General features: G+C 72.2%; 28 protein-coding genes. 9 read left to right on the top strand and 19 right to left on the bottom strand.

Features of this window, described 5'->3' with window-relative positions; all coding sequences use genetic code 11:
• Positions 1–35 precede the first annotated feature (35 nt).
• From ADL15_RS01545 to ADL15_RS01520, 6 genes are all read right to left on the bottom strand, one after another.
• Positions 36–653: a response regulator gene (locus ADL15_RS01545; RefSeq protein ID WP_067684369.1), complete on the bottom strand. Its 618-nt coding sequence runs from the start codon at positions 651–653 to the stop codon at positions 36–38.
• Complete coding sequence (locus tag ADL15_RS01540) at positions 650–1894, bottom strand: sensor histidine kinase (RefSeq protein ID WP_067684367.1); 1245 nt, start codon at positions 1892–1894, stop codon at positions 650–652. Before ADL15_RS01540 ends, ADL15_RS01545 begins: the two co-directional genes overlap by 4 nt.
• Positions 1891–2676: an ABC transporter permease gene (locus ADL15_RS01535; RefSeq protein WP_067684365.1), complete on the bottom strand. Its 786-nt coding sequence runs from the start codon at positions 2674–2676 to the stop codon at positions 1891–1893. Before ADL15_RS01535 ends, ADL15_RS01540 begins: the two co-directional genes overlap by 4 nt.
• Complete coding sequence (locus ADL15_RS01530; RefSeq protein ID WP_157441093.1) at positions 2673–3509, bottom strand: ABC transporter ATP-binding protein; 837 nt, start codon at positions 3507–3509, stop codon at positions 2673–2675. The genes ADL15_RS01535 and ADL15_RS01530 overlap by 4 nt, the downstream gene beginning before the upstream one ends.
• Before the next feature lie 95 nt (positions 3510–3604).
• Entirely contained in the window at positions 3605–4366 is a 762-nt protein-coding gene (locus ADL15_RS01525) for an ABC transporter permease (protein WP_232343847.1), read from the bottom strand.
• Between the two features lie 37 nt (positions 4367–4403).
• Entirely contained in the window at positions 4404–5324 is a 921-nt protein-coding gene (locus tag ADL15_RS01520; protein WP_232343846.1) for an ABC transporter ATP-binding protein, read from the bottom strand.
• Positions 5325–5535: 211 nt separating this feature from the next.
• Between ADL15_RS01520 and rnhA the strand changes: the two genes are divergently transcribed.
• Positions 5536–6006, top strand: a complete 471-nt coding sequence (gene rnhA, locus ADL15_RS01515) for a ribonuclease HI (RefSeq protein WP_067684361.1) — start codon at positions 5536–5538, stop codon at positions 6004–6006.
• A 102-nt stretch (positions 6007–6108) separates the two neighbouring features.
• Here rnhA and ADL15_RS01510 read toward each other — a convergent pair whose 3' ends face one another.
• Entirely contained in the window at positions 6109–6516 is a 408-nt protein-coding gene (locus tag ADL15_RS01510) for a MarR family winged helix-turn-helix transcriptional regulator (protein WP_232343845.1), read from the bottom strand.
• Between the two features lie 104 nt (positions 6517–6620).
• Between ADL15_RS01510 and ADL15_RS01505 the strand changes: the two genes are divergently transcribed.
• Complete coding sequence (locus tag ADL15_RS01505) at positions 6621–7235, top strand: TIGR03086 family metal-binding protein (RefSeq protein WP_067684357.1); 615 nt, start codon at positions 6621–6623, stop codon at positions 7233–7235.
• Positions 7236–7550: 315 nt separating this feature from the next.
• On the opposite strand, the gene ADL15_RS01500 is transcribed toward ADL15_RS01505, so the two are convergent.
• The 3 genes from ADL15_RS01500 to ADL15_RS56305 all read right to left on the bottom strand — a co-directional run bounded on the left by ADL15_RS01500 (position 7551) and on the right by ADL15_RS56305 (position 12086).
• Positions 7551–7898: an MmcQ/YjbR family DNA-binding protein gene (locus tag ADL15_RS01500; RefSeq protein ID WP_067684354.1), complete on the bottom strand. Its 348-nt coding sequence runs from the start codon at positions 7896–7898 to the stop codon at positions 7551–7553.
• Positions 7899–7936: 38 nt separating this feature from the next.
• A complete protein-coding gene (locus ADL15_RS01495; protein ID WP_067684352.1) occupies positions 7937–8260 on the bottom strand; it encodes a hypothetical protein in 324 nt (107 codons plus the stop codon).
• Positions 8261–9296: 1036 nt separating this feature from the next.
• Entirely contained in the window at positions 9297–12086 is a 2790-nt protein-coding gene (locus ADL15_RS56305; protein ID WP_067684350.1) for an ATP-binding protein, read from the bottom strand.
• A 116-nt stretch (positions 12087–12202) separates the two neighbouring features.
• Between ADL15_RS56305 and ADL15_RS01485 the strand changes: the two genes are divergently transcribed.
• Positions 12203–12451 carry an SCO4226 family nickel-binding protein gene (locus ADL15_RS01485; protein ID WP_067684348.1) on the top strand — a complete coding sequence of 83 codons (249 nt, stop codon included), beginning with the start codon at positions 12203–12205 and terminating at the stop codon, positions 12449–12451.
• 56 nt (positions 12452–12507) lie between these two features.
• Here ADL15_RS01485 and ADL15_RS01480 read toward each other — a convergent pair whose 3' ends face one another.
• Positions 12508–13527 (bottom strand): intradiol ring-cleavage dioxygenase, encoded by a 1020-nt coding sequence (locus ADL15_RS01480; protein WP_067684346.1) that lies wholly within the window; start codon positions 13525–13527, stop codon positions 12508–12510.
• 184 nt (positions 13528–13711) lie between these two features.
• Here ADL15_RS01480 and ADL15_RS01475 point away from each other — a divergent pair, with 184 nt between their 5' ends.
• From ADL15_RS01475 to ADL15_RS01465, 3 genes are read left to right on the top strand one after another with little or no spacing between them, the layout of a single operon-like run.
• Complete coding sequence (locus tag ADL15_RS01475; RefSeq protein WP_067684344.1) at positions 13712–14248, top strand: ArsR/SmtB family transcription factor; 537 nt, start codon at positions 13712–13714, stop codon at positions 14246–14248.
• Between the two features lie 19 nt (positions 14249–14267).
• Positions 14268–15527 (top strand): MFS transporter, encoded by a 1260-nt coding sequence (locus ADL15_RS01470; RefSeq protein WP_067684342.1) that lies wholly within the window; start codon positions 14268–14270, stop codon positions 15525–15527.
• Between the two features lie 5 nt (positions 15528–15532).
• Positions 15533–16783 carry an ABC transporter substrate-binding protein gene (locus ADL15_RS01465; RefSeq protein WP_067684340.1) on the top strand — a complete coding sequence of 417 codons (1251 nt, stop codon included), beginning with the start codon at positions 15533–15535 and terminating at the stop codon, positions 16781–16783.
• Positions 16784–17165: 382 nt separating this feature from the next.
• Here the strand turns inward: ADL15_RS01465 and ADL15_RS50920 are convergent, their stop codons facing one another.
• The 3 genes from ADL15_RS50920 to ADL15_RS01450 all read right to left on the bottom strand — a co-directional run bounded on the left by ADL15_RS50920 (position 17166) and on the right by ADL15_RS01450 (position 21727).
• Positions 17166–19916 carry a putative bifunctional diguanylate cyclase/phosphodiesterase gene (locus ADL15_RS50920; protein WP_083970811.1) on the bottom strand — a complete coding sequence of 917 codons (2751 nt, stop codon included), beginning with the start codon at positions 19914–19916 and terminating at the stop codon, positions 17166–17168.
• Between the two features lie 87 nt (positions 19917–20003).
• The gene (locus ADL15_RS01455) at positions 20004–20648 is read right to left on the bottom strand and encodes a response regulator (protein WP_067684338.1); all 645 of its coding nucleotides are present in this window, start codon (positions 20646–20648) and stop codon (positions 20004–20006) included.
• An 8-nt stretch (positions 20649–20656) separates the two neighbouring features.
• Positions 20657–21727 (bottom strand): sensor histidine kinase, encoded by a 1071-nt coding sequence (locus ADL15_RS01450; protein ID WP_232343844.1) that lies wholly within the window; start codon positions 21725–21727, stop codon positions 20657–20659.
• 124 nt (positions 21728–21851) lie between these two features.
• On the opposite strand from ADL15_RS01450, the gene ADL15_RS01445 reads away from it, so the two are divergent.
• Entirely contained in the window at positions 21852–22373 is a 522-nt protein-coding gene (locus ADL15_RS01445; RefSeq protein ID WP_067684334.1) for a hypothetical protein, read from the top strand.
• 58 nt (positions 22374–22431) lie between these two features.
• Here the strand turns inward: ADL15_RS01445 and ADL15_RS01440 are convergent, their stop codons facing one another.
• From ADL15_RS01440 to ADL15_RS01425, 4 genes are all read right to left on the bottom strand, one after another.
• Positions 22432–23394 (bottom strand): DNA polymerase domain-containing protein, encoded by a 963-nt coding sequence (locus ADL15_RS01440; RefSeq protein WP_067684331.1) that lies wholly within the window; start codon positions 23392–23394, stop codon positions 22432–22434.
• Complete coding sequence (locus tag ADL15_RS01435) at positions 23394–23804, bottom strand: hypothetical protein (RefSeq protein ID WP_157441091.1); 411 nt, start codon at positions 23802–23804, stop codon at positions 23394–23396. The genes ADL15_RS01440 and ADL15_RS01435 overlap by 1 nt, the downstream gene beginning before the upstream one ends.
• A 206-nt stretch (positions 23805–24010) precedes the next feature.
• Complete coding sequence (locus ADL15_RS52510) at positions 24011–24388, bottom strand: ribosomal maturation YjgA family protein (RefSeq protein ID WP_198170447.1); 378 nt, start codon at positions 24386–24388, stop codon at positions 24011–24013.
• 32 nt (positions 24389–24420) lie between these two features.
• Positions 24421–24855: a TIGR03618 family F420-dependent PPOX class oxidoreductase gene (locus tag ADL15_RS01425; RefSeq protein ID WP_067684475.1), complete on the bottom strand. Its 435-nt coding sequence runs from the start codon at positions 24853–24855 to the stop codon at positions 24421–24423.
• Between the two features lie 34 nt (positions 24856–24889).
• Between ADL15_RS01425 and ADL15_RS01420 the strand changes: the two genes are divergently transcribed.
• Both ADL15_RS01420 and ADL15_RS01415 read left to right on the top strand, forming a co-directional pair.
• A complete protein-coding gene (locus tag ADL15_RS01420; protein WP_067684325.1) occupies positions 24890–25768 on the top strand; it encodes a TIGR03619 family F420-dependent LLM class oxidoreductase in 879 nt (292 codons plus the stop codon).
• Between the two features lie 33 nt (positions 25769–25801).
• Entirely contained in the window at positions 25802–26428 is a 627-nt protein-coding gene (locus ADL15_RS01415; protein ID WP_067684322.1) for a carbohydrate-binding protein, read from the top strand.
• An 18-nt stretch (positions 26429–26446) separates the two neighbouring features.
• Here the strand turns inward: ADL15_RS01415 and ADL15_RS01410 are convergent, their stop codons facing one another.
• A complete protein-coding gene (locus ADL15_RS01410; protein WP_067684319.1) occupies positions 26447–26845 on the bottom strand; it encodes an Hsp20/alpha crystallin family protein in 399 nt (132 codons plus the stop codon).
• Positions 26846–26984 lie beyond the last annotated feature (139 nt).

The raw sequence follows: 26984 nt of genomic DNA, 5'->3' as shown, positions 1-26984 counted from the left end.
ACCGCGGTTGCCGTGTATCAGTCCCGCGCGTCCCGCTAGAGCAGGTCGTGCCGCATCGCGGTGGTCACTGCGGCCGTGCGGTCCGCCACGTCGAGCTTGTTGAAGACACGCAGCAAATGCGTTTTCACGGTCGCCTCCGCGATGAACAACCGCTTGCCGATGTCGGCGTTCGTCAGTCCCGCCGCCACCAGCCGCAGCACCTCGGTCTCCCGGGCCGACAGCGCCGGCGGCGCCGGGCTCCGCACCTGGCGGACCAGCGTCGACGCCACGCTCGGCGCGAGCACCGTCTCGCCCCGGTCGGCCGCGCGCACCGCCTCGGCCAGCTCGGCCGGTGTCGCGTCCTTGAGCAGGTAGCCGCAGGCGCCGGCCTCGATCGCGCGCAGGATGTCGCGGTCCGACTCGTAGGTGGTCAGCACCATCACCCGGATGCCCGGGTCGGCGGCCAGGATCCGGCCGGTCGCTTCGACGCCGTCGCCGCCGGGCATCCGCAGGTCCATCAGGACGATGTCGGGACGCTCACGGAGCGCGAGGTCGGCGCCCTCGGCACCGGAGGAGGCTTCGCCGATCACGGTCAGGTCCGGTTCGGCGTCGAGCATGCCGCGCAACCCCATGCGTACGACGGGGTGGTCGTCGACGAGCAGAATCCGGATCACGCGGGGACCTCCAGTTCGACGGTGGTGCCGGTGTCCGGATCGCTGCGCACGGTCAAGGTGCCGCCCACCTGCTCGGCCCGTGCCCGCATGCCGCGCAGCCCGAACCCGCCCGCCGCCCCGGCATCGAACCCGCACCCGTCATCCCGCACCACCACGCGCACCGACGACGAAGACACCGGCGCCGGGAAAGCCGACGACGGAGAAGCCGGCGCCGGGAAAGCCGACGGCGAAGAAGCCGGCGCCAGAGAAGCCGACGCCGACGGGGCCGGGACCGGCGAATAGGCGAGCAGCACACCCACCTCGTTCGCCCGGGCGTGCCGACGCACGTTGGTCAGTGCCTCCTGAGCCGCCCGCAGCAGCACCACCTCCACGGCGGTCGGCAGATCGCGGGGCTCCCCCGTCGTACGAAATAGGGCTTGAACTCCGGTTTCCTCGGTGAACCGCGCGGCCTGGCGGCGTACCGAATCCAGCAGACCGGAATCCAGCGCGGACGGTGCGAGGGCGGCGACCAGGGACCGGCTCTCCGCCAGATTCTCCTTCGCGGTGCGGACCGCGAGCGCCAGGCGTTCGTCGCGCAGCCCCGGATCGGCGGCCTGGACCAGCGTGATGATGCTGGTGAAGCCCTGCGCCAGGGTGTCGTGGATCTCGCCGGCCAGGCGGGTCCGCTCGGCGGTGACGCCGGCCTCGTGGGAGAGCCGGGCCACCTCGGCACGGCTCGCCTCGAGCTCGGCGATCAGGTTGGCGCGGTCGGTGCTCTGCCGGATCACCTGGATGATCCAGAATCCGAGCAGGATGCCGGCGGTTGCCGAGATCGCCGCGATGACCAGGTCCATCAGCACGCTGCCGGACCCGGTCACCAGATCGGCGACGACCGGCACCGCGTTCGCCGCCACCACCGCGACGATCGCGACCCGCAGCGAGGCCAGCTGGAAGGCCATCGGGATGATCACGAAGAGCAGCCAGGTGGCGACCGGCATCGCGATCGCCACCACCGCGAACAGCACGATGTGACAGGCCAGGACGACGAACGAGAGCACGTCGTCCCGACCGGTTCGGATCAGCCGCGCGCCGATCGTGACGTGCAGCAGGACCATCGCGGCGACCGTGCCGAGGCTGAGCCACTTCCGCTCGGCGGAGGTGTCGGTCATCAAGATCGCGGCCGCTACGGCGATCTCGATCGCGATGAAGTAGAGGTCCCACAGCCGGGCCAGGGACGGCGGGGCAGCCGATGGTGCGGTCATCGGTCCTTTTCGCTCCACCGGAAGGTCGCCAGGCACAGCACCAATCCGATCACACACCACGCGCCGAGCACCATGGCGATCCGCCCGAGTTCCCAGGCACCGGCCGCTTCCAGGGATTTCATGCTGTCCGGCAGGAAGACGTACCGGAAGCCCTGCGCCATCCACTTGACCGGGAAGAGCGAGGCGACGGTGATCAGCCAGGTCGGCAGCTGGGTGATCGGGTGGATGAAGACGCCCGAGATGAACTGCAGGATCACCACCGGGACGTTCAGGATCGCGCCGGCGCTGCGGGCGTGCTTGACGATGCCGCTGACCGCGACGCCGAGCAGGGTGCAGACGATCACCGACAGGCCGAACAGCCAGGCGAAGGTGAGCCAGTGACTCGCGTCCGGCAGCGGCATGTCGAAGACCACGACCCCGACCAGGATCAGCAGCGCCGCCTCCGCGACGGCCATGGTCAAAACCAGAATCAACTTCCCGATCAGGTACGACGTGAGCGGCAACGGCGTGCCCCGCAGCCGTTTCAGCGTCCCGTCCTCACGGTCCATCGCCAGGCCCGCGCCCATCGTGACGAAGCCGGTGGTGAGGATGCCGTAGGCGAGCATGCTCGACGCGTACACCTGGCTGGCGCTCACCCCGGCCTGGTCGTACGAGTCGCCGAAGATCGTCCCGAACAGCAGCAGGAGCAGCGCCGGGAACAGGAACGTGAAGACCACCGAGGTGCGGTCGCGGAGGAACTGCAGGACCTCCACGTGGCCCCGGGCCAGGCTCATGCTCGTCATTTCCGCGCTCCGATCAGGGTGAGGTAGGTGTCCTCGAGGGTGGGCCGGGTGACCGTCAGGGTGCGCAGGTCGGCGCCGTCGGCGACCAGCTTGCGGAGCAGCTCGGTGGGGTCGGCGAGCTGCTCGGTCCGGGTCCGGCCGCCCTCCTGCCAGCTCACCTTGGCGCCGGCCGCGGCCCGTCCGCCCAGCGTCGCCGGGGTGCCCTCGGCGACGATCTGCCCGCCGGCCAGCACCGCGAGCCGGTCCGCGAGCGCCTCGGCCTCGTCCAGGTAGTGGGTGGTGAGCAGGATCGTGGTGCCGTCACCGGCCAGGGTGCGGATCAGGTCCCAGAACTGGCGGCGCGCCTCCGGGTCGAACCCGGTGGTCGGCTCGTCCAGGAAGAGCAGCTCGGGGCGGCCGACGATGCCGAGCGCCACGTCGACGCGACGGCGCTGGCCGCCGGAGAGCGTACGGATCTTGCTGGTCTTCTTGGCGGTCAGGCCGACCAGCTCGATCACCTCGTCGGCCGTGCGCGGCTCCGGGTAGAAACCGGCGACGTGCCGCACCATCTCGGTCACCGTGAGGTCGGCGGCGTCGTCGGCGTCCTGCAGCACGATGCCGATCCGGGAGCGCCAGGACCGGCCCGCCGTGCCCGGGTCCTCGCCGAGCACCCGCACGTCACCGCCGTTGCGGCGCCGGTGACCCTCCAGGATCTCGACGGTGGTGGTCTTGCCGGCGCCGTTCGGGCCGAGCAGCGCGAAGATCTCGCCGCGGGCGACGACCAGGTCGATCCCGGCGACGGCCTCTCTGCCTTGATAGGTCTTCCGCAGACCCGTTACCTCGATCGCTTCCATACCGACGATCGTCCCGTCCCGGGCGGTTCCGGCGGGACGACCGCGCGGGGGTCAGCGGTTGTCCACCGATCGATGGACAGTCGCGGCTTGGGAACTCACTCCCAGCGGAATTTGCGGGCGGCTGCGGTCAGCCAGACGACCGCCCACGCGGCCAGCGCCAGCCAGATCGACAGCGGGATGCTGCCGCCGCCGCTGAGCGTGTCCCGCAGCGCCTCGGCGTGCGCGGCCAGCGGCAGCAGGAACCAGCCGGCCGTGCCCAGGTCCGGTGCGGCGAACATGATCCCGCCGACCGAGAGCATCAGCACGTAGATCAGCGTGGCCGCGCCGGTGGTGGTCTCCGGCTTCAGCACGCTGGCCAGCAGCAACGCCAGGCCGCTGTATCCGGCCGCGGCCAGCACGGTCACCCCGGCCGCGGGCAGCAGGTGGCTCAGCTCCGGCCGCCAGCCGACCACCACACCGACCAGGCCCAGGAACAGCACCTGGAACACGATCTGGACCAGCACCGCGGCGGTCTTGGCGAGCAGCAGGCCCGGGCGGGTCAGCGGGGAGGCGCCGAGGCGCTTCAGGACGCCGTAGCTGCGCTCGTACCCCGTGGTGATCGCCTGGCCGGTGAAGGCGGTCGACATCACGGTCAGTGCCAGCACGCCGGGAACCACAAAACCCAGGCGGTCGTCGGTTGGCAGGTTCGTCGCATGCGTCAGGCCCGCTCCGAGCAAAACCAGCAGGGGTACGCCCATGGCCAGCACGACTGCCTCGCCCCGCCGCGCGGTGAGCACCAGTTCCATCCGGATCTGACGGGCGATGACGGTGCGCATCGGTGCCCGGCCGGGTGCCGGTGCGAACGTTCCGGTGCTCACTTCGCGGCTCCAACCGTGGTGGTGGTCTGCCCGGTGCTCACTTCGCGGCTCCAACCGTGGTGGTGGTCTGCCGGGTCAGCGACAGGTAGACGTCCTCGAGGGTGCGGCGGCGGCTGCTCAACGCCGTGACGTGCGCGTCCACCCCGGCGAACCAGCCCAGCACGTCGGCCAGCGCGCGGGTGTCCAGGGCGCCGGTGATCGCGTACTCCCCGGGTGAGCTCTCGGCGACCTCGTGGCGGGCTTTCAACCCGGTCAGGTCGAGACCCGGGTCGGCGCGCACCTCGAGCAGGTCGATGCCGGCCGCCGCGGTCAGCTCGGCCGGCGTGCCGGTCGCCGCCACCTGGCCAGACCGCATGATCACCACGTCGTCGGCGAGGCGCTCGGCCTCGTCGAGCAGGTGCGTGGTGAGCAGCACGGAGACGCCGTCGGCGCGCAGCTCCTCGATCAGCTGCCAGGTGGTGTGCCGGGCCTCGGTGTCCATCCCGGCCGTCGGCTCGTCGAGGAAGACCAGCTCGGGGCGGCCGACCAGGGCGACCGCGAGACTCAACCGCTGCTGCTCGCCCCCGGAGAGCCGGCGGAACCGGGTCTTCTCCACTTTGCGGAGTCCGAGCCGGTCGATCAGCATCCCGGTGTCCAGCGGGTTCGCGGCGAACGAGGCGAACAGGCGCAGGATCTCCCCGGCTGCGGCCCACGGGTAGACGCCGCCGGACTGCAGCATGATGCCCAGGCGCGGCATCAGCGCGTCGTGCTCGGCGACCGGGTCCATCCCGAGGATCCGCACGGTGCCGGCGTCCGGTTTGCGGAACCCCTCGCAGACCTGGAGCAGGCTGGTCTTGCCCGCACCGTTGTGACCCAGCAGCGCGAGCACCCGCCCGCGCGGGGCGCTGAGGGACACCCCGTCGACGGCTGTCGTGTCGCCGTAGCGCACCACGACGTCTCGTACCTCAACCGCGGCCACGTCGCCACCCACCATGAGCTCCGCCCATCCGATCCGCCTCCGGCCACCATACGGCGAGCCGAGCCGGCGCCCGATCTCGGCAAGCCCCCCGATGGTCTCCCTCACTCACTCTCGCCACCGGCCGCGCCCGCCGCGTCCTACCCAGGACCCCCTCACTCATCCTCCCCGCGGGTGGTGGGTGGGCCGGGCGGGTTTCGGTAGGGTTCGCGGCATGAGTGAGCAGAGCCGCGTCGTGGAGATCTACACCGACGGGGCCTGCGCGCCGAATCCCGGCCCAGGCGGCTGGGGCGCCGTGCTCCGCTGGGGCAAGGCCGAAAAGGATCTGTGCGGCGGCGAGGCCGGCTCGACCACCAACAACCGGATGGAGCTGATGGCCCCGATCCGCGCCCTGGAGACCCTGAACCGCGCCCCGCTGGTCGTCGACATCTACACGGACAGCGTCTACGTCCGGGACGGCATCACCAAGTGGGTGTCACGCTGGCGCGCCAACGGCTGGCAGACCTCCGCCCGCCAGCCGGTCAAGAACGTGGACCTCTGGCAGCTCCTCGACGCCGCGGTCCGCCGGCACGAGGTTCGCTGGCACTGGGTGAAGGGCCACGCCGGCCACCCGGAGAACGAACGCGCCGACCGCTTGGCCACCCGCGGCCTCCAGGAAGCAGTAGCAGCCACCTCCCCCACATAGCCGACTTCCCCGCCGCGCTCCCGGCGCTGCTCTCCCGGCGCCGCGCCGCGATCTTGACGATTTGTGCGCATATTCGGCCGCAACTCACCACGATCGGGGAGTTCAGTGGTCGAGCGCGGCCAACGTACGCAAAAAAGCCTCACGGTCGTCCGCCGGCAGGTCCCGCAGCATCACGTCCTCCGCGGCCCGGATCTCGGCCTGCACCGCCCCATGCCGAGCGTGACCGATATCGGTCAGCCCGAGCAGGCGCACCCGGCGGTCGGCCGGGTCGGGCTCACGCTCGATGAGCCCGCGCTGCTGCAGGTCGTCGAGCACCGGAATGAGCCGGGTCTTGTCCGCGCCGATGCTCGCCGCCAGCGCCGCCTGGGTCCGCATCGGCCCGCTGGCCAGCGCGTTCAGCACGATGTAGGCCCACATCGACACCCCGTGCCGGGCCAGGATCGGCTGCTCCATCGCCAGCAGCCGCCGCCCCACCCGGGAAACCATCGCGCCGAGATCGTCCCTCTCCACTCGCGCAGCCTTTCACGCCCCCGACCCCTCCCCGCGCGACAGTCTCCGCGTTCCCGGCGCCGATCGGGGTTGACGAATAGTAGGCTTGGGTAGATCGTAGGCAGATGCCTACGATTGCCGAGGACCTCCGTCAGATCCACGCCGCCGCCGTCCGCGCCACCGTCGACCTGGTCGCGCACGCCACCCCGGACGACCTCACCCGCCCGACACCCTGCGCCCGCTGGGACCTCGCCGCCCTGCTCGGGCACATGACCGCGCAGCACCACGGTTTCGCCGCCGCCGCTCACGGCCGCGGCGCCGACCTCACCGTCTGGACTCCGACGCGCCCCGACGCCGATTTTCTCCATCGGTACGCCGAGGCCACCACCGCGGTACTCGACGCCTTCGCACCGGCCGACGTCCTCGACCGCCCCTTCGACCTGCCCGAGTTGAGCACCGACCGCACCTTCCCCGGCCACCTGGCGCTCCGTTTCCACCTGGTCGACTACGTGGTACACGGCTGGGACGTGGCGACGACCCTGTCCCTTCCCTACGCACCGGGCCCGGACACCCTGGCCGCCACCCTCCCGATCGCCCGCGCCGTCCCCGACGGACCCACCCGCCTGACCCCGGACGCCGCGTTCGCCCCTGCCCACCCCGTCCTTCCCGGCACCGACCCGCTCACCGAGATCCTCCTGCTCCTGGGCCGCCACCCGTCCCGACCCGGCGCGTCTGCCTGACCCCGGCACCCATCTCCCCACGCCACGGCCAGCCCAACCAAGCGTGTGAAGTTACGGCGCCCAGCGCACCCAAAACCCCCACACAACAGGGCGCAACAACCGAGCGTGTGAAGTTGCGGCGCGCTCCGCACCCAAAAACCCCACACCACAACCGCAACAACCCAACGTGTGAAATTACGGCGCGCTCCGCACCCAAAAACCCCACACAACAACCGCAACAACCCAACGTGTGAAGTTGCGGCGCGGAGCCGACCGTTACTTCACACGCCGGAACCCGCCGGAACGCCGGCGGGCGGGGCGGGCGGCCATGGGGAGTCAGGCGAGGCGGGGCAGGTAGGCGGACCAGACCTTCTTGGGGACGGTCATGCGCCACGCTTCGAGGACGAGCTCGGGCATCTCGTCCTCGTCGAGGTGGGACAGGTGGGCCTGGACCCAGTTGAAGCGCAGGTCGGACTCGCGGGGCAGGTGGAACGTCTGCGGGTTGGCGGCGATCAGGGCGTCACGCTCCTCCTTGGGGAAGCCGAAACCCATGATCGTCTCGTCGCGGGAGAAGGCGACATAAACGATTTTGCCGACGCGGAACTTCACTCTGTCCCGGATCAGGTGTTCCTCGCTGCGTGGCAGATCCCGGGCGATCCGCCGGACGTCATCGACGGTGACCATGCCGGAAATCTAGACCCGGGGTCTGACAGAAACCCCGATCAGAGACCCCGCGGACGAGGCACCGGCGGCCGCCCGCCCGGTTCCGGCGACGATGGCGACGTCGGCCGGGCGGAGGACGGGGCGGTGTTCGCCGGCGCGGGGGCGGCGTCGTCCGGGCCGATGACCTTGGCGCGGGCCACCCGGTCGGCGGCGAGCTTGTAGGTGGCTGCCCGCACCAGTTCGTCCGGCACGGTGTGGCGTCCCGAGCTCTCCACCTCGACCACCGGCTCCGACGGGTCGACGGGTCCGCTCGCCGTCCCGGGGTAGAGCGCGGGAACCGGCTCGGCATACCGCCAGCCCGCCGCCTGCCTGCCCGGCTTCACCTCCGGCTCCCGCTGCGCGGGAAGCGGCCCGGACCGCGCGGAAGGCTGACCGGCGTCTCGAAGCCCCGAATGAAGACCAGAACGCGGAGCCGACGGCAACCCGGAGACCGGCGCGGAGTCCGGACCGGAACGCGGGGCAGAGAACGGAGCGGAATGCGGGCCGACGAGCGGCGCGGGATGCGGGCCGGAGACCGGCGCGGAGTCCGGGCTGGAGCGCGGAGCGGGATGCGGGGCAGCGAGCGGCGCGGAAGCCGGACCCGGGAGCGGCGCGGAAGGCGGGGTGGGGAATGGCGGCTCGGTGACCAGGTCCTCCTGGCCTGCCCAGCGCGGATCCGGCAACTCCGAATAGTGCACCCCGCCGTCCGCGGGCGGCTCCGGGATGCCCGGCACGACATGCGTCGGCGCCGGGAAGCCGACCTGCGGAAGTGCCGACGCCCTCGGCCCCGGCCGGGCAGCTGCTCTGCGACGGCCCGGCACCGGCGCCAACTCTGCTGCTGCCGCCGCGGCCGAACCCCCCGTTCGCGAGAGCGCTTCCCCCGTCGAGGCAGCCGCCGCCCAGGACACCGCCGGAGACACCCCGGAGGCCGCAGACGGCGGCACAGAATCCGCGGGAGACACCGCGACCCCGGACGGAGCGGAGGCCGGGAAGGTCACCGCGGGAGGGGCCGCGGACGGGACGGAGGCTGCGGGAGGCGGGGAGTCACTCGTACGGGAGACACCCGTCCGTGAGCCTCCCGCCTCGCCACCCACCACCGCGGACGCCCGCACCGCCCCCCGCCGCCGCGGCCCGGCGACCCGGGCCGCCAGGCTGAACACGCTGCGCGCCGCGTGGTCGTAGCCGCTCTGGTACGCCTCCTCGCGCTCCTCACCCCCCTCGCGGCGCTCGTGGAGCCGCCCGGCCACGTACCCCACGCACGCCACGAAGACCGTGAGCAGGATGAGCAGAATGACGGAGTTGCCGGGCGCGTTCATGCCGCGAATTGTGCCGAGCTTGATCGACCGTTAGCTATGGCCCGTTTGACGTACCCCGATGGAATTAACTCGAAAGATCACTGGCGAGCCAGCCGGCGATCTGGGTGCGCCGGGCCACTCCCAATTTCGTACGGATGTGTTCGACGTGCGCGGCCACCGTCCGCGGTGAGATCACCAGTTGCCCGGCGATCTCCCGGTCGGTCCGGCCCGCCGCGACCAGGCGGGCCACCTCGAGCTCCCGCGCGGTGAGCACCCTGGGCTGCGCGCCGGCGCTCCCGGTGCCGGCCAGCCACACCGCCGGCGGCCCGGCGCTCCCGGAGGCGCTTCCGGAGGCGGTCCCAGAGGCACTCCCCGAAGCGCCCCCGAGCGCCGCACCCCACGCCGCGCGCGCCGCCGTGACCAGTGCCGCCGCCTCACCCGGCCGCCGGGACCGGTGTGCGCACCGCGCCTGGTCGAGCAGCACCGCGGTGCCCTCCCAGAACCGGCGCCGACCGGCCCAGAACCCGGCCGCAGCGTCCAGGGCCAGACGCGCCTTCCCGGTCTGCCCCTCCGCCAGGCTGATCAGCCCCCGGGCGTGGTCGAGCGCGCCCAGGGTGCCCGGGATCCCCCGCTCGACGAGCAGTTCGGTGACCCGGGCGAGCCACTCGCGGGCCTGCGTCGGACCCGACCCGGCGAGGTACGCCCGGGTGCCGGTCACCACGTACGGGAAAAGGTAGGAAGCGTCCCGGACAGCGGCCGAGGCCGCGTAGCCCGCCTCGCACCGGGTGATCGCCGCGTGGTGGTCGCCGTCGAGAACCGCGAGCTCGGCGAGGCCCCACCAGGCCGGCGAGACCCGCTGCAGCTCACGCATCGACCCGCCGAGCTCGGCCGCCTCGGTCAGCGCGGCCCGGGCGGCCGGCGGGTCGGCGCCGAGCGCGGTGTAGCCGAGCACGTGCAGCGCGGTGATCCGGGTGGTGATGCCGCCGCGCCCGTCGGCCAGCGCGGCCTGGGCCTGTGCCCGCGCGCCCGCCACGTCACCGGTCGCCCAGCGGACGTGGGCCAGGTGCGCGGCCATGTAGTGCCGGTCGTTGACCAGCTCGGCCCGTTCCGCGTAGGCGATGCCCTCGGCCAGCCACCGCTGCGCCCGCGGATATTCGACGAGCACCGAGGTGGACGAGCCGAGCATCCGGTACGCCCGCGCCGCCGACCGTTCCCGATCAGCCGCCACGGCCCTGGTGATCACGCTTTCCAGGAGCGCGCACCCCTCGTCCAGCCGGCCCAGGAAGAGCAGCACCGAGCCGACCGTGGCGTCCAGGTCGTGATCGGCGGCCGAGCTGAGCGCGCGAGCCCGTTCCCCGTGCTCGAGGGCCTCGGTGAGCCGCCGGTCCAGCATGTACGCCGCCGCCAGCGCCGCGTGCAGCCGGGCCAGCACCCCGCTGTCACCGGCCGCGAGCGGCAGCCCGGCCCGCAGCACCGCGGTACGCCGGTCCAGCCCGTCGCCGAGCAGGTGCCGGACCGCCACCCACTCCGGGAGCAGCGCGGCCGCGGCGAGCCGGTCACCATCGGCGAGCCGGAGCCGGGACGCCTCCGCGTACGCCCGGTCGGCCGCGGCGTTGTCGTCGATCGCGGCCAGCTCGCCGGCCAGCGCGGTCAGCACGGTGGCCCGGTCGCCGGCCGGGTCCATGGTGCGCAGTGCCCGCCGGTACAGCCCGGCAGCCTCCTGGTGCGCGGAGAGCGCGGCGGCCTCCTCGGCGGCGGCCATCGCGGACGGGAACGCCTCGCCCGGACGCTGCGCCCGCTCGAACTGGTCGCTCACGAACGCGGCCGCGAAGCCCGCCGCCCGTGCCGCCTCGGCCGCCCGCCCGTGCAGGTCACGTCGCCGCAGCGGTGGCAGGTCGGCGTAGAGCGCGTCGCGGATCAGCGCGTGCCGGAAGTCGTACCCGGTGCCGTCGCCGCGCGGCTGCACGAAGAACCGGTCGCCCAGCTCCCGCAGCGCCGCGTCGATCGTCTCCGGCGGGTCACCGGTGATCGCCACGATCAGGTCCAGGTCGAACGACCGGCCCAGCACCGACGCGGCACCGGCCAGCCCCCGCGCGTCCGGGCTGAGCTGCTCGGCGCGGAACAGCACGGCGTCGGCGAGGGTGTCCGGCACACCGGCGGCGGCCGCCAGGAACTCCTCGACGTGCAACGGGATCCCGTCACTGCGGTCGAAGAGATCCGCATGGGTACGACCGGAGATCGCCTCGGCCAGCGCCGCGGTGTCGGCCCGGCTCAGCCTGGGCAGCCGGGACTCCTCGGCGAGCCGCTGGGTGAGCAGCCGGGCCCGCCAGGAGCGCAGCGGCACCCGCGGGTACAGCTCGTCGCTGCGGTACGTGCCGGCCAGCAGCAACGGCAGCTTCCGGGCGCGCGGCGCGAGCCGGGCCAGCAGGTCGAGGGTCAGGTCGTCGGCCCAGTGCAGGTCCTCGAGGGTGATCAGGGTCGGCCGGGCGGCGACCTGCTCGAGCATCTCGACCAGGTCGGCGACCAGCAGCCGGCGGTACCGGTCCGGGTCGCCGTCGGCGCTCTCCCGCAGCCGCCCGGTCATCCGCTCGCCGATCGCCGCGGTCGCCGGGTCCCGGCGCAGCTCGGCGCCGAGATCACCGGCCAGCGCGCCGGCCACCTCGGTGTCGCCCGGCGCCGCCGCCGCGCCGATCACCGCGAACCCGGCGACGGCCGCCCGCCGGCTGATCTCGCGGAGCAGCCGGGTCTTGCCGATGCCCGCCTCGCCGGCCAGCAGGAGCAGTCCACCCTCGCCGCCGGCGGCCGCGGCCAGCCGCCGGTCGGCCAGGTCGAGCAGGTCGTGCCGTCCGATCAGGACTCCGCTGGTGAGCGCCACAGCGGAACTTTAGGAGCCGCCGCCGAGCTTCCTAGGTGTTATGACCGATGTCCGACGGCGCGGCCGGGAGCACGCTGAGCGAGTCGGTTACCACCGCACCACCGGGAGAGTTATTGATGGCGAAGTTCATGGACGTCCACGACGGGTTCTTCGGCGTCACCGCGGAGCAGTTGAACGCCGCGCACGACGCCGACCTCAAGATCGAGGGCGAGGAGGGCGTGCACTTCGAGCGCGCCTGGCTCGACCCCGAGGCCGGCAAGGTGTTCTGCCTGAGCACCGGACCCAGCAAGGAGGCGGTGATGCGGGTGCACGAACGTGCCGGCCACCCCACCAGCCAGGTCTTCGAGCTGACCGCCGAGGTCTGAGCGCCGGCGGGGTCTCGGGTTTGCTTGGGGGCCGGCCCGAGACCCCGCTGGCGTTCTCACCAGGAGAACGGGTTCCACCAGTGGCGGTCCTTCTTCTTCTGCGGCTGACGCGGTTTCGGCGCGGCCGCGGTGGTCGTCGCGCTGGGACTGACGGAGGCCGACGCGGACGCGGACGACGACGCGGACGCGCTGGCGCTGGGACTGACGGACGGAGCGCCGGACGGCGGCGCTCCCGACGGCGGGGTGCCACCGCCGCTCTCCTCGGTCCCGCTCGGATCCACCGCCGCCGTCAGGGTGGCGACGAACCCCGCCGTGACGCTGCCGGTGACCGTCGCCAGCTCCCGCGCCGCCGAGTCCTCGCCGAACACGTTGTCGGTGGCCAGGGTGATCTGGCCGAGGTTGGTGACGCTCTGGCTGTAGCCGTCCGTCGCGTACACCAGATCCGCGACGTCCTCCGGGATCGCGATCTGCGACGTCTTCACGATCGGTCCCGCGCCGCTCGTCGCGTTCGCCACCGACGAGTACACCTCGAAGTGGATGTGCGGCCACCGCCCCGAGTAGCAGGCCGGGAAGATGCTGGTGAAGGTCGCCGTCCCGGTGTCGTCGGTCTCCTGGATGCCGCGCAGGTAGTTCTCGTCGGTGATCCCGGTCGAGTAGAGCGAGTAGTTGCCGTCCCGGTCGCAGTGCCAGGCGTAGACCGCCGCGCCGGCCAGGGGCGTGCCGGCCAGGTCGACGAGGGTCAGCGCGAAGGTCAGCGGGATGCCCTCGGCCACGGTCGTCGAGGTGCCGAACGACGACCGGATGTCGCTGCGGACGATGCCGGACTCGGTGCGCACGTCGACGCCGTTGGAGCCGTCCGCCGGGTACGGCCCGGCCGTCTCCGACTCGACCTCCTCCAGCGCGGCGAGCGCGGGAGAGGCCGTGCCGAGCAGTGTGCCGGTGGCCATGACGGCCGCGCCGGCGCCGCCGATCAGGGTGAGCATCCGGCGCCGGTTCATCGTGCCGAGGTCGAACGCCAGGCCTTTGTCGTGGACCTCGCGGACGTACGCCGCGTTGTCCAGGTGTGGCTCAGTCAAGATTGCCGCCCTCCTGAGTGGATTGGTGTCCGGGAGAGAAGACCATCGACGGTTGTGCACGCACTGTCGGTGACCTATGCGCGGGGTAAGGCCACCGCGGACAGCTTTGTCAACAATCGTGCCGACGACGGGCACTGAGTAAAGAACTGTTGCGCAACAACTCTTTACCTAGCATGCTGGGTGCATGACCGAGATCAGGGACGAGGCCGTTCTCAAGGCGCTCGCCCACCCCCTGCGCCGCCGCCTGCTCGACACGCTGCGGGTCGACGGGCCCTCGATGCCGAGCGCGCTGGCCCGCGCCACCGGCCAGGCCGTCGCGAACGTCAGCCACCACCTGCGGGTCCTCGCCGACGCGGGGCTCATCCAGGAGGCGCCCGAGCTGGCCCGCAACCGCAAGGAGCACTGGTGGCGGATGAACGACCCCCGGCTGAGCTGGAACCCGGCGCACTTCCCGCAGGAGGCCGCGGACGCCGCCGAGGCGATCGGTTTCCAGCGGCAGATCGACCTGGTCAACACCTGGCTGGGCAGTCCCGCGTCCCGCGCCGAACCGTGGGTGACCAGCGCATTCGCCACCGACTCCTGGCTGCGGCTGTCGCCCGAGGAGCTGGCCGGGCTCGGTGAGGAGCTGCAGGAGCTGATCGGGCGGTACCGGGACCGCCCGGAACGCGACGACCGGGTGCCGGTCTTCGTGCTGGGCCGAGGTTTCCCCGCCCGACCGTGATCTCTCGAGGAGGCATGTGATGAGCACCGGCATCGCCACCGACCCGGATTTCCGCAAGCTCTGGGGCGGCCTGACCGTCAGCCAGCTGGGCACCTCGGTCGCCTCCGTGGTGACCCCGCTGATCGCCCTGCAGGTGCTGAACGCGAGCGCGTTCACGGTCAGCCTGCTCACCGCCGCGGCCTGGCTCCCCTGGCTGCTGATCGGCCTGCCGGCCGGCGCCTGGGTGGACCGGGTGGCCAAGCGCCCGGTGCTGCTGGCCTGCGACGCCGCGAGCATGCTGCTGGTCGCCAGCGTCCCGGTGACCGCCTGGCTGGGCCGGCTCACCGTCGCCCACCTGCTCGTGGTCGCGCTGCTGACCGGGGTCGCGTCGGTGTTCTTCGAGGTCGCGAACACCGGGTTCCTGCCGGCCATGTTCGAGTCCGGGCAGCTGGTGCGGGCGAACGCGCTGGTGCAGGGCAGCACCTCGGCCGTACAGATCGGTGGTCCGGCGCTGGCCGGCGCGCTCGCCGCGATCCTCGGCGCGGTCACCGGCCTGGTCGTCGACGCGACCAGCTTCGCCGTCTCGTTCCTCGGGCTGGCCCTGATCCGCCGCCCGGAACGCCCGGTCGCCCGCGCGCCCCGCAAGCACCTCGCGCACGAGATCCGCGATGGCGTCCGCTGGCTGCTGCACGACCGCTACCTGCGGAACCTCATGCTGCAGGGCGCCACCGCGAACCTCGCACTCACCGGATACGGCGCGCTCACCGTGGTCTTCCTGGTCCGCGACGTGGGCGTCGGCGCCGGCACCGTGGGGCTGCTGATGTCCGCTTCTGGTCTCGGCGGCGTCGCCGCCGCAGGAGCAACACCCTTTCTGGTACGACGGTACGGCGCGGCCCGCGCCATGCTCGCCTGCAAGCTCGCCGCCGGGGTGTCCGCGCTGCTGATCCCGTTCACCGGCCCCGGGCCCGGCCTGATCGCGTTCGTCGCCGGCACCGCCCTGGTCGCCGCGTTCGTGGTGGCCGGCAACGTGATCGCGGGCAGTTTCCGGCAGGCGTACGTGCCCGCCGCGCTGCTCGGCCGGGTGTTGACCGCGATGCAGTTCGTCAACCTGGGCACGATTCCGGTCGGCGCGGTTCTCGGCGGGGCGCTGGCCACCGCGTACGGATCACGGGTGGCCATCGCCGCGATGACCACGACCTACGCGCTCTCCGGTCTGATCCTGGTCGTCGGCCCGTTCCGGGGCCGGCGGGATCTCCCCGTGCTCGACGGCGGCGCTTCCTCCCGTTCGGTAATAGTCTGAGCATCATGCGAATGGTGGCCGTTCTCGCCGTGGCCGCGGTGCTGGGCGTCGCCGCCTGCGGCTCCGGGGGCGACGACGACGTGACCGCACCCAGCACCGTCGAGGTGTTCACCTGGTGGGCCGAGGGCGGCGAGAAAGCCGGACTCGACGCGCTGGTCGCCCGGTTCGGCGCGGACTGCCCCGGCCAGCGGTTCGAGAACGCCGCGGTGGCCGGCGGCGCCGGGGTGAACGCGAAGCAGGCGCTCGCCGACCGGATGGCCCGCAAGGACCCGCCGGACACGTTCCAGGCGCACGCCGGCGCCGAGCTGACCGAGTACATCGACGCCGGCCGGGTCCAGGATCTGACCGGCTACTACGACGCGTGGGGTCTGCGCGCCGTCCTGCCCCGCGGCCTGATCGACGACCTGACCGTCAACGGCAAGATCTATTCGGTCCCGGCCAACATCCACCGCGCCAACGTGATCTGGACGAACCCGGCCGTGCTGGCCCGCGCCGGGATCACCGGCCCGCCGAAGGACCTGCCCGCGTTCATGACCGATCTGGCCCGGCTGAAAGCCGCAGGCGTGGAGGCCCCGCTCGCCCTGGGCCGCGACTGGACCCAGCTGATGCTCCTCGAAGCCGTGCTGATCAGCGACCTGGGTGCGGAGAAGTTCGCCGGGCTGTTCACCGGCGCCACCCCGTGGACCGGTGCGCCGGTGACCACGGCGATCACCGACTTCGTCCGCCTGCTCGGGTATGCCAACCTGGACCGCGACAGCCTGGACTGGCCGCAGGCGGAGCGCCTGCTGATCGACGGCAAGGCCGGGTACCAGCTGATGGGTGACTGGGAGGCGGCCGACCTGACCGCCAAGGGCCTGCCCGGGTACGGCTGGTTCACGTTCCCCGGCAACGGCACCACGTTCCAGTGGCTCGCCGACTCGTTCACCCTGCCCACCGGCGCGCCGAACGCGACCGGTACGACCTGCTGGTTGAAGACGGTCGGCTCGGCCGCGGGGCAGCAGGCCTTCAACACCGCGAAGGGCTCGATACCGGCGCGCACCGACGTGTCACCGGCCGGGTTCGCGCCGTACCAGCGGGCCGCGATGGCCGACTGGAAGACCGCGGTGCCGGTGCCGTCGTGCGCACACGGCTCGGCCTGCTCCCAGCCCTGGCAGAGCGCGATCAACGCCGCGTTGACGGCGTATGCCACCGGCCACGACGCGAGCACTCTCCAGGCCGACCTGGCCACCGCCGCCGACCAGTTCGTCCGCCCCTGACCTTTCCGGTGCGACGCGAGCGCCGCGCTCCCCGAGGCAGCCCCGCGCGTCCCGACCACAGCTGGGCCTCACGGCCCTTGAAGCCGGCCCATAACGGCCGCCACGGCCAGCCGAGCTTCTTGGCTGGGCCTCACGGCCCTTGAAGCCGGCCCATAACGGCCGCCACGGCCAGCCGAGCTTCTTGGCTGGGCCTCACGGCCCTTGAGGCGGGCCGATAAGGGCCGCCAGGACCAGCCAGGGCCGGGAGCGGACCGGGGACCGGGACCGGCCGCGGCCCGGGCGGTGACCACACGGAATCGCCCGGCGGGCGCCGGGCGATCCGAGGCACCCGCTGCGTCGCGTGCGCCGCCCGGGACTCTGCCCAGGTCGTACAAAATGGGGTTTACAGCATGGCTTCCAGCGGGGTGTCGGCGCCTTCCATGAAGAGGCGACCGGCCTCGGCCGCCGGGACCGGGCGGGAGAAGTAGTAGCCCTGGGCGAACCCGCAGCCCATCTCCCGCAGCGCGGCCAGCTGGCCGAATTCCTCGATGCCCTCGGCGACCGTCGCCATGCCCAGGCTCTTGCCGAGGCGGACGATGGTGTCGGTGAGGGCGGTGTCACCGGTGAGAACGCCGCCGAGGCGCTCGACGAACGAGCGGTCGATCTTCAAGGTGTCGATCGGGAAGCGGCGCAGGTAGGCGAGCGAGGAGTAGCCGGTGCCGAAGTCGTCGATGGCCAGGGTGAGGCCGAGGGCCTTGAGCCGGACCAGCTGCTCCAGGTTGGCCTCGGTGTCGGTCATCAGCACCGACTCGGTCATCTCCAGGCAGAGGCAGTCGGCCGACATGCCGGTTTCGGCGAGCACCGCGACAACGGTCTCGGCGAAATCGGTCTGGTCGAACTGGCGGACCGAGACGTTGACGGACATCTTCAGCGGGCGGCCGCCGGCCTCGGTGCTCCACTCGACCGCCTGGCGGCAGGCCTCGTGCAGGACCCACTTGCCGAGCGGCACGATCAGGCCGGTGGCCTCGGCCAGCGGGATGAAGTCGAGCGGGTTGATCATGCCGCGGGTCGGGTGCGGCCAGCGGACCAGGGCCTCGAAGCCGATGACCTCGTTGGTGTCCAGGTCGATGGTCGGCTGGTAGTGCAGGCGCAGGGCGTTGCGCTCCAGCGCGTCCCGCAGGTCGTTCTCGAGTTCGAGGCGTTCGACCAGGCCGTCCCGCATGTCCGGGCGGTAGCTGGTGAAGACGCTGCCGCCGGCCGCCTTGGCCGCGTGCATGGCCAGGTCGGCGTTGCGCAGCAGCTGCTCGGCGCCTTCCGCCGGGCCGTCGGCGAGGTCGGCCTCGCCGAGCAGCGTCGCCACGGCCAGGCCGATGCTGGCCCGGATGTGGATGCTGCGGTGTCCGACTTCGATCGGCTGGTCCAGGTCCTCGAGGATGCGGCGGGCCACGTTCTCGGCCTCGTCGGTGGAGGCCGACTCGATCAGCACCGCGAACTCGTCGGCGCCGAACCGGGCGACCACGTCCTCGGCCCGCACGCAGGCCTTCATCCGGTCGGCGACCTGCACCAGCAGCTGGTCGCCGGCCAGGTGGCCGAGGCTGTCGTTGACCCGCTTGAAGCCGTCCAGGTCGAGGTGCAGCACGGTCAGGTCGGTGGTCCGGGCCAGCGCCGCGGCGGCCCGGTCGCGGAACAGCGCGCGGTTGCCGAGCTGGGTGAGCGAGTCGTGGTACGCCTCGTGCACCAGCTGTTCCTGCAGCTCCTTGCGGTCGCTGATGTCCCGGGTGTTGAGCACGTAGCCGGCCACGTGCGGGTCGTCCACCAGGTTCGTGATGATCACCTCGGACGGGCGCTTCCGGCCGTCCCGGTGGGTGTGCACGACCTCCAGGGTGACCGTCGAGTACGGCCGGGCCGCCACCTGCCGCATCGCCCGGGCCAGCCGCATCGCCACCTCGTCGTCGACCAGGTCGATGTACCGGCGACCGACGAACAGCTCGTGGCCGTACCCGAAGACCCGCTGCATCGACTCGCTCTGGAAGGTGATCGTCCCGTCCGCGTCGATCACCGTGACCACGTCCGAGCTGTGCCGGATCAGCGCGTGGAACTGCTGCTCCCGGGCGTAGAGCTCGGCGGTACGGTCCTCGACCCGGGCCTCCAGGGTGCCGGTCAGCTCCCGGTTCTCCAGCAGCGTCAGCACCTGCCGCCCGATCAGCAGCAGGATCAGCAGCGACCGGGTGTACGCCACGAACGGGCTGCTGTGCCCGGTCGTGATGTGGAACAGCACGCTGGCGAACAGGGCCGCGCCCACCGCCACGTACGGCAGCATCACCGCGCCGAACCGCATCCGGGGGCTGAACTCGCTCTTCAGCGGCTCGGCGTCCCGGGACCGGGCGGCGCCGACGATGACCAGCCCGAAGCCGAAGATCCAGCCGAGGTCGATCACCGAGCCGGACTGGTAGTCGTGGACCATCCGCAGGTAGGCGTAGCCGATGTCGGAGACCGCGAAGGCCGCCACGCCGAGCCCGACGAACATCAGGTCGGCCGAGCAGCGGTAGAGCGCCCGCCGCTGCGGCAGCATGTAACCGATCATGGTGGCGATCACGATGTCGCCGAGCGGGTAGAGCAGGGTCAGGTAGAAACCCAGCCCGTCGTCACCCGGCTGGATCCGCGGATCGACCACGAACACCCAGCTGACCAGCACCAGCGACGCCGCGACCAGCAGGCCGTCGAGGACGCTGCGGGCCCGGCTGGCCAGCGGCTGCGACGCGCTCGGCAGGATCAGCAGGCCGATCGGGATCAGCAGCAGCAGGCCGAGGTAGCCGGCGTCGGCCGGGGACGGGATGTCCAGGTCGCCGCCGTGCGGGAAGGTCTGTGCCAGCGTGTAGGCCTCTCCGCCGGCCCAGCTCAGCAGCCCGGCGGCGATGACCATCCAGCCCCAGCGGCCACGGCCGGTGAAGAGCCGGCTGCGCCACAGGCAGGCGCCGGCCGCCGCGGTCGGAAGGACGACGAGCGCCCAGGTGGATACGTCGTTAGCGATGTCAGGACCGCCTACCTCGGCGCCGAGCATTACGGCGAGGACTACGAGGACCGAAAAGACGGCGAGACACACCCGGAGCCACCGGCGGATGTCCACCGGTCCTTCCGCGTTGTTGAGAGTCATCTCGACGCCTCCGCCCTCAAATTGTGATCAACCGGGGCTATCGGGTCGTAACGCTGCGGCATGAGGAAGAGGCCGGGAGCAAAGCGGTTACACCAGGCCGTCCTGGTACGCGACGATCACCAACTGGACCCGGTCGCGGACGCCGAGCTTGGCGATCGCCCGGGTGATGTGGGTCTTCGCGGTCAATGGACTGATCACCAGACGGGCGGCGATCTCGTCGTTGGAGAGCCCGGTGGCGACCAGGGCGACCACCTCGCGTTCCCGTTCGGTCAGCGCGGCCAGCCGATCGCCGCGCTCGGCCGGCCGGACCGGCCGCTGGGCGAACTCACCGACCACCCGCCGGGTGACGCTCGGGGAGAGCAACGCGTCACCGGCCGCGACCACCCGGACGGCGGCGCGCAGGCCGTCCGGGTCGATCTCCTTGGTCAGGAAGCCGCTGGCACCGGCCGCGAGGGCGGCGAAGACGTACTCGTCGGTCTCGAACGTGGTCAGAATGATGATCTTGGAGGTGGCGAACTCGAGGATCTTCCTGGTCGCCGCGATGCCGTCCATCCCGGGCATCCGGATGTCCATCAGGATCACGTCCGGGCGCAGGCTCCGGGCGGTGCGGACCGCCTCGTCGCCGGTCGACGCCTCGCCGACGACCTCGATGTCCCGGCCGCGGCGCAGCAGACTGCGGAAACCGGCCCGGACCAGGTGCTGGTCGTCGGCGAGGAGCACGGTGATCGGCATGGGTCTCCCTATCCCCGCAGGGGGAGGCTGGCTCGGACCGCGAAGCCCTTGTCCCCCGGACCCGCGGTGAGCGCGCCGCCCAGCGCGGCCACCCGCTCCCGCATGCCGGAGATCCCGTGCCCGTCGACGATCGGCGCCGCGCTGCCCGGGCCGTCGTCCTGCACGTCGACCAGGACCCGGTCCGGGGCGTATCGGATGGTGACCGTGGCCCGGGTCGCGCCGGCGTGCCGGACCGTGTTGGTCAGCGACTCCTGCACCACCCGGTAGACCGCGGCGGCGACCGGCGCGGGCACCTCGACCGGGTCGCCGAACTCGTTCAGCGACACCGCCAGCCCGGACGCGCGGATCTGCGCGACCAGCCCCTCCAGGCTGTCCAGGCCGGGCAGAGCGCCGCTGCGCAGCACACCGACCAGGGTCTTCAGGTCGGTCATCGCCCGGCCGCGGACCTCCTGGGCGAGCCGCAGCGAGGCCCGCGCCTCGGCCGGGTCGTCGTCGAAGGCGTCGAGTGCCACGTTGAGGTGCACGCCGACCACCCCGAGCGTGTGCGAGACGACGTCGTGCAGGTCCCGGGCGATCTCCACCCGCTCCTCGACGTGCCGGTGCAGGCTCTCCTGGGACACCCGCTGGGCCAGCTCGTCCCGCCAGCGCCCGGTGTTGCGGTAGGCCACCGCCGCGGCCAGCGCGGCGATCAGCCACAGCCCCTCGCCGCCCAGCCGGGAGAACACCCACGCGGAGGTGTGCTGCTCGACCGCACCGTCCCAGGCGACCCCGAAGGCGAGCAGGACCACGGAGGTGATCACGGCGGTGCGCAGGTGACCGGTGAGCGCGACGACGACCAGGGCGGCGGTGGCCGGCCAGACCCAGCCGGACTCGATCAGGTGAGCGGTGTGCCAGGCGCCGACGATCGACACCGACGTGACCAGGGTGGTGCGGGGCCAGCGGCGGGCGGCGAAGACCAGCCCCGCCATGGTCACCGCGAGTGAGACGGTCATCACAGTGTCGGCGTCGCCGCCGGTCATGGCGAGCCCGGCGGGCACGCCGAGCAGGGTCGCCAGCGCGGCGAGATAGATGAAGTTCATGGTCAGGACGCTAGGGGCCGGGGCCGGTGCGGCGCGTCGTCCGGCCGTTGTCACCCGCATGGACTCCTCCCGCGTACGAGCTACACCATTCGATGTATGCGGTCTTGCTGGTTAAGGTAGTCCCGTGACCGCCGCGGAACTGCTCGCCGCCTCCGGACGCTTCACGATCGCGCCCGGACTGACCGATCGTGAGGTCGCCGACCTGGAGGCCGAGTTCGCCTTCACGTTTGCCCCCGACCACCGGGAGTTTCTCAAGGCCGGCCTGCCCACCGGCATCGGCTGGCCCGACTGGCGCGGCGGCGACCGCCCCTCGCTGCGGTCGGCGCTGGCCGGGCCGGTCGAGGGTGTGCTGTTCGACGTGGCCGAAAACGATTTTTGGTACGAGGGGTGGGGCTCCCCGCTCGGCGATCGGGTCAGCACCGCCCGCGCGGGCCTGATGATCGCGCCACGGATGATCCCGCTCTACGCGCACAGGTATCTGCCGGCCGTCATCCCCGGCCACCCGGTGCTGTCGATCTACCAGAGTGACGTGCTCTGCTACGGCGTGGACATCAGCGACTGGGTGAACCGCGAGTTCGGCCTCGGCGAGCCGGCCAACCGGCGGGTGCGCCCGACCGTGCCGTTCTGGAGCGCCCTGGCCTCCTGAAGCCGGCTGGTCCTCAGGGGTGCCTCCGGGCCTCGGAGGCACCCCTGAGGACCAGCCGTCAGCCTTCCGCGTCCCGCTTCGCCTTGGCCCGGCGTTTGCCCTCGTGCATCGCCTGCACCCGGGCCACCGGAATGGTGTGCCCCTCCTCGATCAGCCCCGCGCTCAGCTCCTGCGCCGCCGGCATCCCCGCCACCCACGGGTCCCGGTCGCCCAGCAGTTCCGCCGCGTTCAAGATCGTGAAGTCGCCGGGTGTCACGTCGTCCAGGTCGTCCCAGCCGAGCGGGAACGACACCGGCACCCCCGGCCGGATCCGTGGGCTGTAGGCCGCCGCCACGGTCGCCCCACCGGCCCGGGTCGCGTCCAGGAACACCTTGCCGTTCCGGTCCTCCCGGATGAACGCCGTGGTGGCCAGCTCCGGGTCGATCCGTTCGGCGCGGGCCGCGACGGCGCGCTGCGCGGCGGCCACGTCCTCCGGCGCCGGATCACCGGCCAGCGGGACGAAGACGTGCAGCCCCTTCGAGCCGCTGGTCTTCACCGCGCCGCTCATCCCGGCGTCGGCGAGCGCCTGCCGGACCAGCCGGGCAGCGCTCACCGCCACGGCGAAACCACCACCCTCCGGCGGGTCCAGATCCATGATCAGGTGGGTCTGCCGGTGCGGGGTCGCCGCCAGGGCCAGCGCCGGATGGAACTCGACGGCGCGCTGATTGCCGAACCACAGCAGGGTGCGGCGGTCGTTGCCGAGGGCGTAGATCACCTCGCGCTTCGACGCCTCGGCCCACACCGTGGTGCGCGGCACCCAGTCCGGCGTGTATTTCGGCAGGTTCTTCTGCATGAACCGGTCCTGGCCGCGCAGCACCCGGATCACCGAGAGCGGCCGGTCCCGCAGCACCGGGATCAGCCGGTCGGCGAGCACGTCGAGATAGTCGATCAGGTCCCGCTTCGTCGCACCCGCACCCGGGAACAGCTCCTGATCCAGATTGGTCAGCGGCACACCGTCGCGCTCATCGGCCATGCCGTCCATCATCCCCCGGGGCAGCGGGTGTCGCCGCCGCTGAGCTCCACACAATGTCGCGCGGGTGTCGTCGCGACGACCGGCGCCGGTTTCTCCACCAGCCCGGTCTCCCGCAGCCCGCTGAGCGCGATGAGTCCGCCGGCCACCAGACCGGCCAGGCTGAGCACGGCGCAGACGGTCGCGTAGATCTTCCGCTGGTGGCGTACCCCGATCCCGGTCGCGGTCAGCGGCGCGGCGACCAGCAGCACCGCGCAGGCCAGCAGGAACCAGCCGCCCCGCACCGGATTCGCCGGCTCGGTGTCGGCGAAACTGAACAGGTCCCGCAGCGCGAGCAGCGACAACACCGCCCCGCCGACCCCACCGCCCACCAGCAGCCCGGTCATCCAGGCAGCCGGATCCCGCTCCCGAGTCCCTCGCACGCCGCCGACTGTAGATCCCGGCGCGGCCCCGCCGCTCGCCGCGCCCCGCCGCTCGCCTCGGCCCGCCGCTCGCCTCGGCCCGCCGCTCGCTGACGCGGAACCGGCTGGTGCTGAGGGCTGCCTCCGCCGCCGGGACACAGCCCTGAGCGCCAGCCGAGGGCCGGGACACGCGCCGCCACCAAGACCAGGCGTCACCCGCCGCGGGGTCAGCGGGCGCGGCGGTGGAGCCAGGTCAGGAGCAGGGCCGGTGGGACGATGCCGGCCAGGTACCAGAACAGGTCGGCCGGGTCGAAGCTGACGCCGAGGATCAGGCGGGCCGCCACGCTGCGCGCGGAGAGCCACGCCGGGATCGGGCTGAGCTGCAGGAACTCGACCGCCCAGCAGTACCCGGCGGCGATCAGCGCGACCCACCCGGACGCCAGCCGGGGCCACAGCGCCACCACCCCGGCGAAGACGGCCGCCGCGTACAGCGCGGTCCCGGACGCCTGCTCGACCAGGCCGTTGCTCAGCAGCGGGCTGCCGGTGAAGCGCCGGATGCCGAACGCCAGCACCACACAACCCACCGCCGCGCCGAGTGCGGTCACCCGCCGTCCGACGTCCGCAACAGGCTGGACGGTCAGGGGTAGACCCGGGTCGGGGTGATCAGGACGGCGGCGCGGCGGTCGTCGACCATCGTCCGGTCGTACGCGGGCCAGTCGTCGTGGGTGCCCCCGGCCGCCGTGAAGATCTCGCGGAGCAGCAGGCGCAGGCGTTCCGCGTCGAGCCACGGCTGCGGGTCGTCCGGGCCGGCCAGTTGTGCCCGCCCCTCCACGGTCGCGTACCGCCAGCCGCTGCGGAAGGCCACCGCCAGGTCCGGGCGCTCCCGCAGGTTGCGCAGCTTCACCGGCCCGTACGTGACGAACGCCAGCACCGGGGTCCCGTCGCCGGGATGGTTGATCAGACCGGTGTTGACCAGTGTGGACTGCACCGTGAGATCGGCTCGCGCGGTGGACACCACGGCCAGCCCGGTCTCGCCCCGGCTCAACTCCCAGGCACCTTCGAGTGTGGTCACCCGGCCCACGCTACCCGGTGACTAACCTGCCCTCATGCTGATCAGTTTCGGGTGCCCGGTGTCCGGCGCGTGGGCCCAGCCGGAAACACTCACGTCGATCGCCCGGCAGGCCGAGGAGCTCGGCTATCACGGGCTCTGGGCGTTCCAGCGGCTGCTCGCCGGCCGTGATCAGGACCTGGCCCCGAGCTATCAGAGCGTGCTGGACCCGATCGTCGCGCTGACCTGGGCCGGCGCGGCCACGTCCCGGATCCGGCTGGGCGTCTCGGTGATCAACCTGCCGTACCTGTCGCCGGCCTACCTGGCGAAGCAGGTGAGCAGCCTGGACCGGCTCACCGGCGGCCGGTTCGACCTGGGACTGGGCACCGGCTGGTCGGAGCCCGAGTTCGTGGCCACCAACGCCGACCCGCGTCCGCGCGGCCGCCGGACCGAGGAGTACCTCGCGGTGCTGCGCACGCTGTTCACCGGCGAGGAGACCGCGTTCGAGGGCGAGTTCTACCGGGTGCCGCCGAGCCGGATGCTGCCGCGCCCGGTGCAGCCCGGCGGCCCGCCGATCCTGCTCGGCGGGACCGCGGAGGTCGCGTTGCGCCGGGCCGGGCGGATCGCGGCGGGCTGGGTGAGCAGCAGTCGCGCCAGTCTGGCCGAGGTCGAGCACGGGGCGCGGATCGTCCGGCAGGCCGCGGCCGAGGCCGGCAAGAACCCCGATGACGTACGGGTGGTGGTCCGGGCCGCGGTCGACTCCGGGACCGAGTCCTGGGATCAGATCCGGACACGCGCCCGGCAGTACGCGGACGCCGGCGCCACCGAGCTGTTCTACGAGCCGAACTGGGACCCGCGGATCGGTGGCCCGGATGCGGATCCGGACGCCGCCGCCACGCTCGGTAGCGAGATGCTCGTCAATCTCGCACCGGTGTGATCACCGGCGGATCAGGGTGTTTACCCTTGCCGGGTGGACCAGCCCTCTCCGTCCGTCTACCGGACCCGCGCCTGGACGAACCGCAACCGGGCAGTGGCCGGCGCCGCCGGTCTCGGCCTGCTGTTCGTCGGCTATCTGATCGGCCGCTGGCAGGACACGCCCGCCGCGACCCCGGTGCCCGCGTCGATGGCCTCGACCGTGCCGTCCGCCGCGCCGACCACCCCGTCACCGGCGCCGACCACGCCCGCGCCGACCCCGGTGAAGTACCCGCTGCTGCAGGCCGAGTCGGCGAACGAGCTGAAGGGCCTCGAGGCGCAGGACACCGAGGACGAGGGCGGCGGGCAGAACGTCGGCTGGATCAACCGGGGCGACTACCTGCGATTCGACAACTTCGTGTTCGGCGAGGTGCCGGCGACGAAGGCGAAGATCCGGGTGGCGTCCGACGCCGGGGTGGCCGGCCGGGTGCAGATCCGGCTGGACGCGGCGGACGCCGCCCCCGTCGGTGAGCTGTCGGTGAGCAACACCGGCGGGTGGCAGAACTGGCGTACCGACGTCGCGGCGCTGACCCCGGTGACCGGGACGCACACGGTCTACCTCACGTTCACCGCGGGCGACGACAGCGAGTTCATGAACGTCAACTGGATCCAGTTCGAGCACTAGGCCGCGGCGGGCCGGTGCTCAGCGGGCCGCGGCGACCTCGGCCTTGCGGGGCTGGCGCTCGTCGACGACCGGGATGCTCAGGGTCAGCACGCCCTGGTCGTAGCGGGCCTCCAGGCGGTCGGTGTCCAGCAGGTCGGCGAGCTGGACGTCCCGGCTGAAGCCCACCGGGCGCTCCGCGATCACGTACTGGACGTCGGCACCGGCGGCACACTTGCGCTCGGCGCGGATCGTCAGCACCTTGCCCTCGACGGTGATGTCGATCGACGCGGCGTCGTAGCCGGGCAGGTCGATGTCGATGAAGAAGTTGGCGTCGTGGCGGTACGCGTCGATGCGCGCGCCCGCTGTCCGGGTCGAGTTCTCCAGGACCCGGGCGGTGAGACGCTCGAGGTCGCGCACGGTGGGGGTGGTGAGCAACATGGGTGGTTCCTCGATTTCACGTGAGCGTGGGTGACTCGATTCTAAAAACCGAGATTTCCAGGACGCGATTCCCTCGCTTTTTGTGACCGCCGTCGCGTTTTGTCCCCTCAGTAACGGGAACATTTGGGGCCCTTTGCGA

This window comes from Actinoplanes awajinensis subsp. mycoplanecinus (genome assembly GCF_001509495.1).
Classification (GTDB): domain Bacteria; phylum Actinomycetota; class Actinomycetes; order Mycobacteriales; family Micromonosporaceae; genus Actinoplanes; species Actinoplanes palleronii.
Note: the sequence above shows the minus strand (reverse complement) of the source record. Positions and strands in the feature narration are given on the sequence as shown.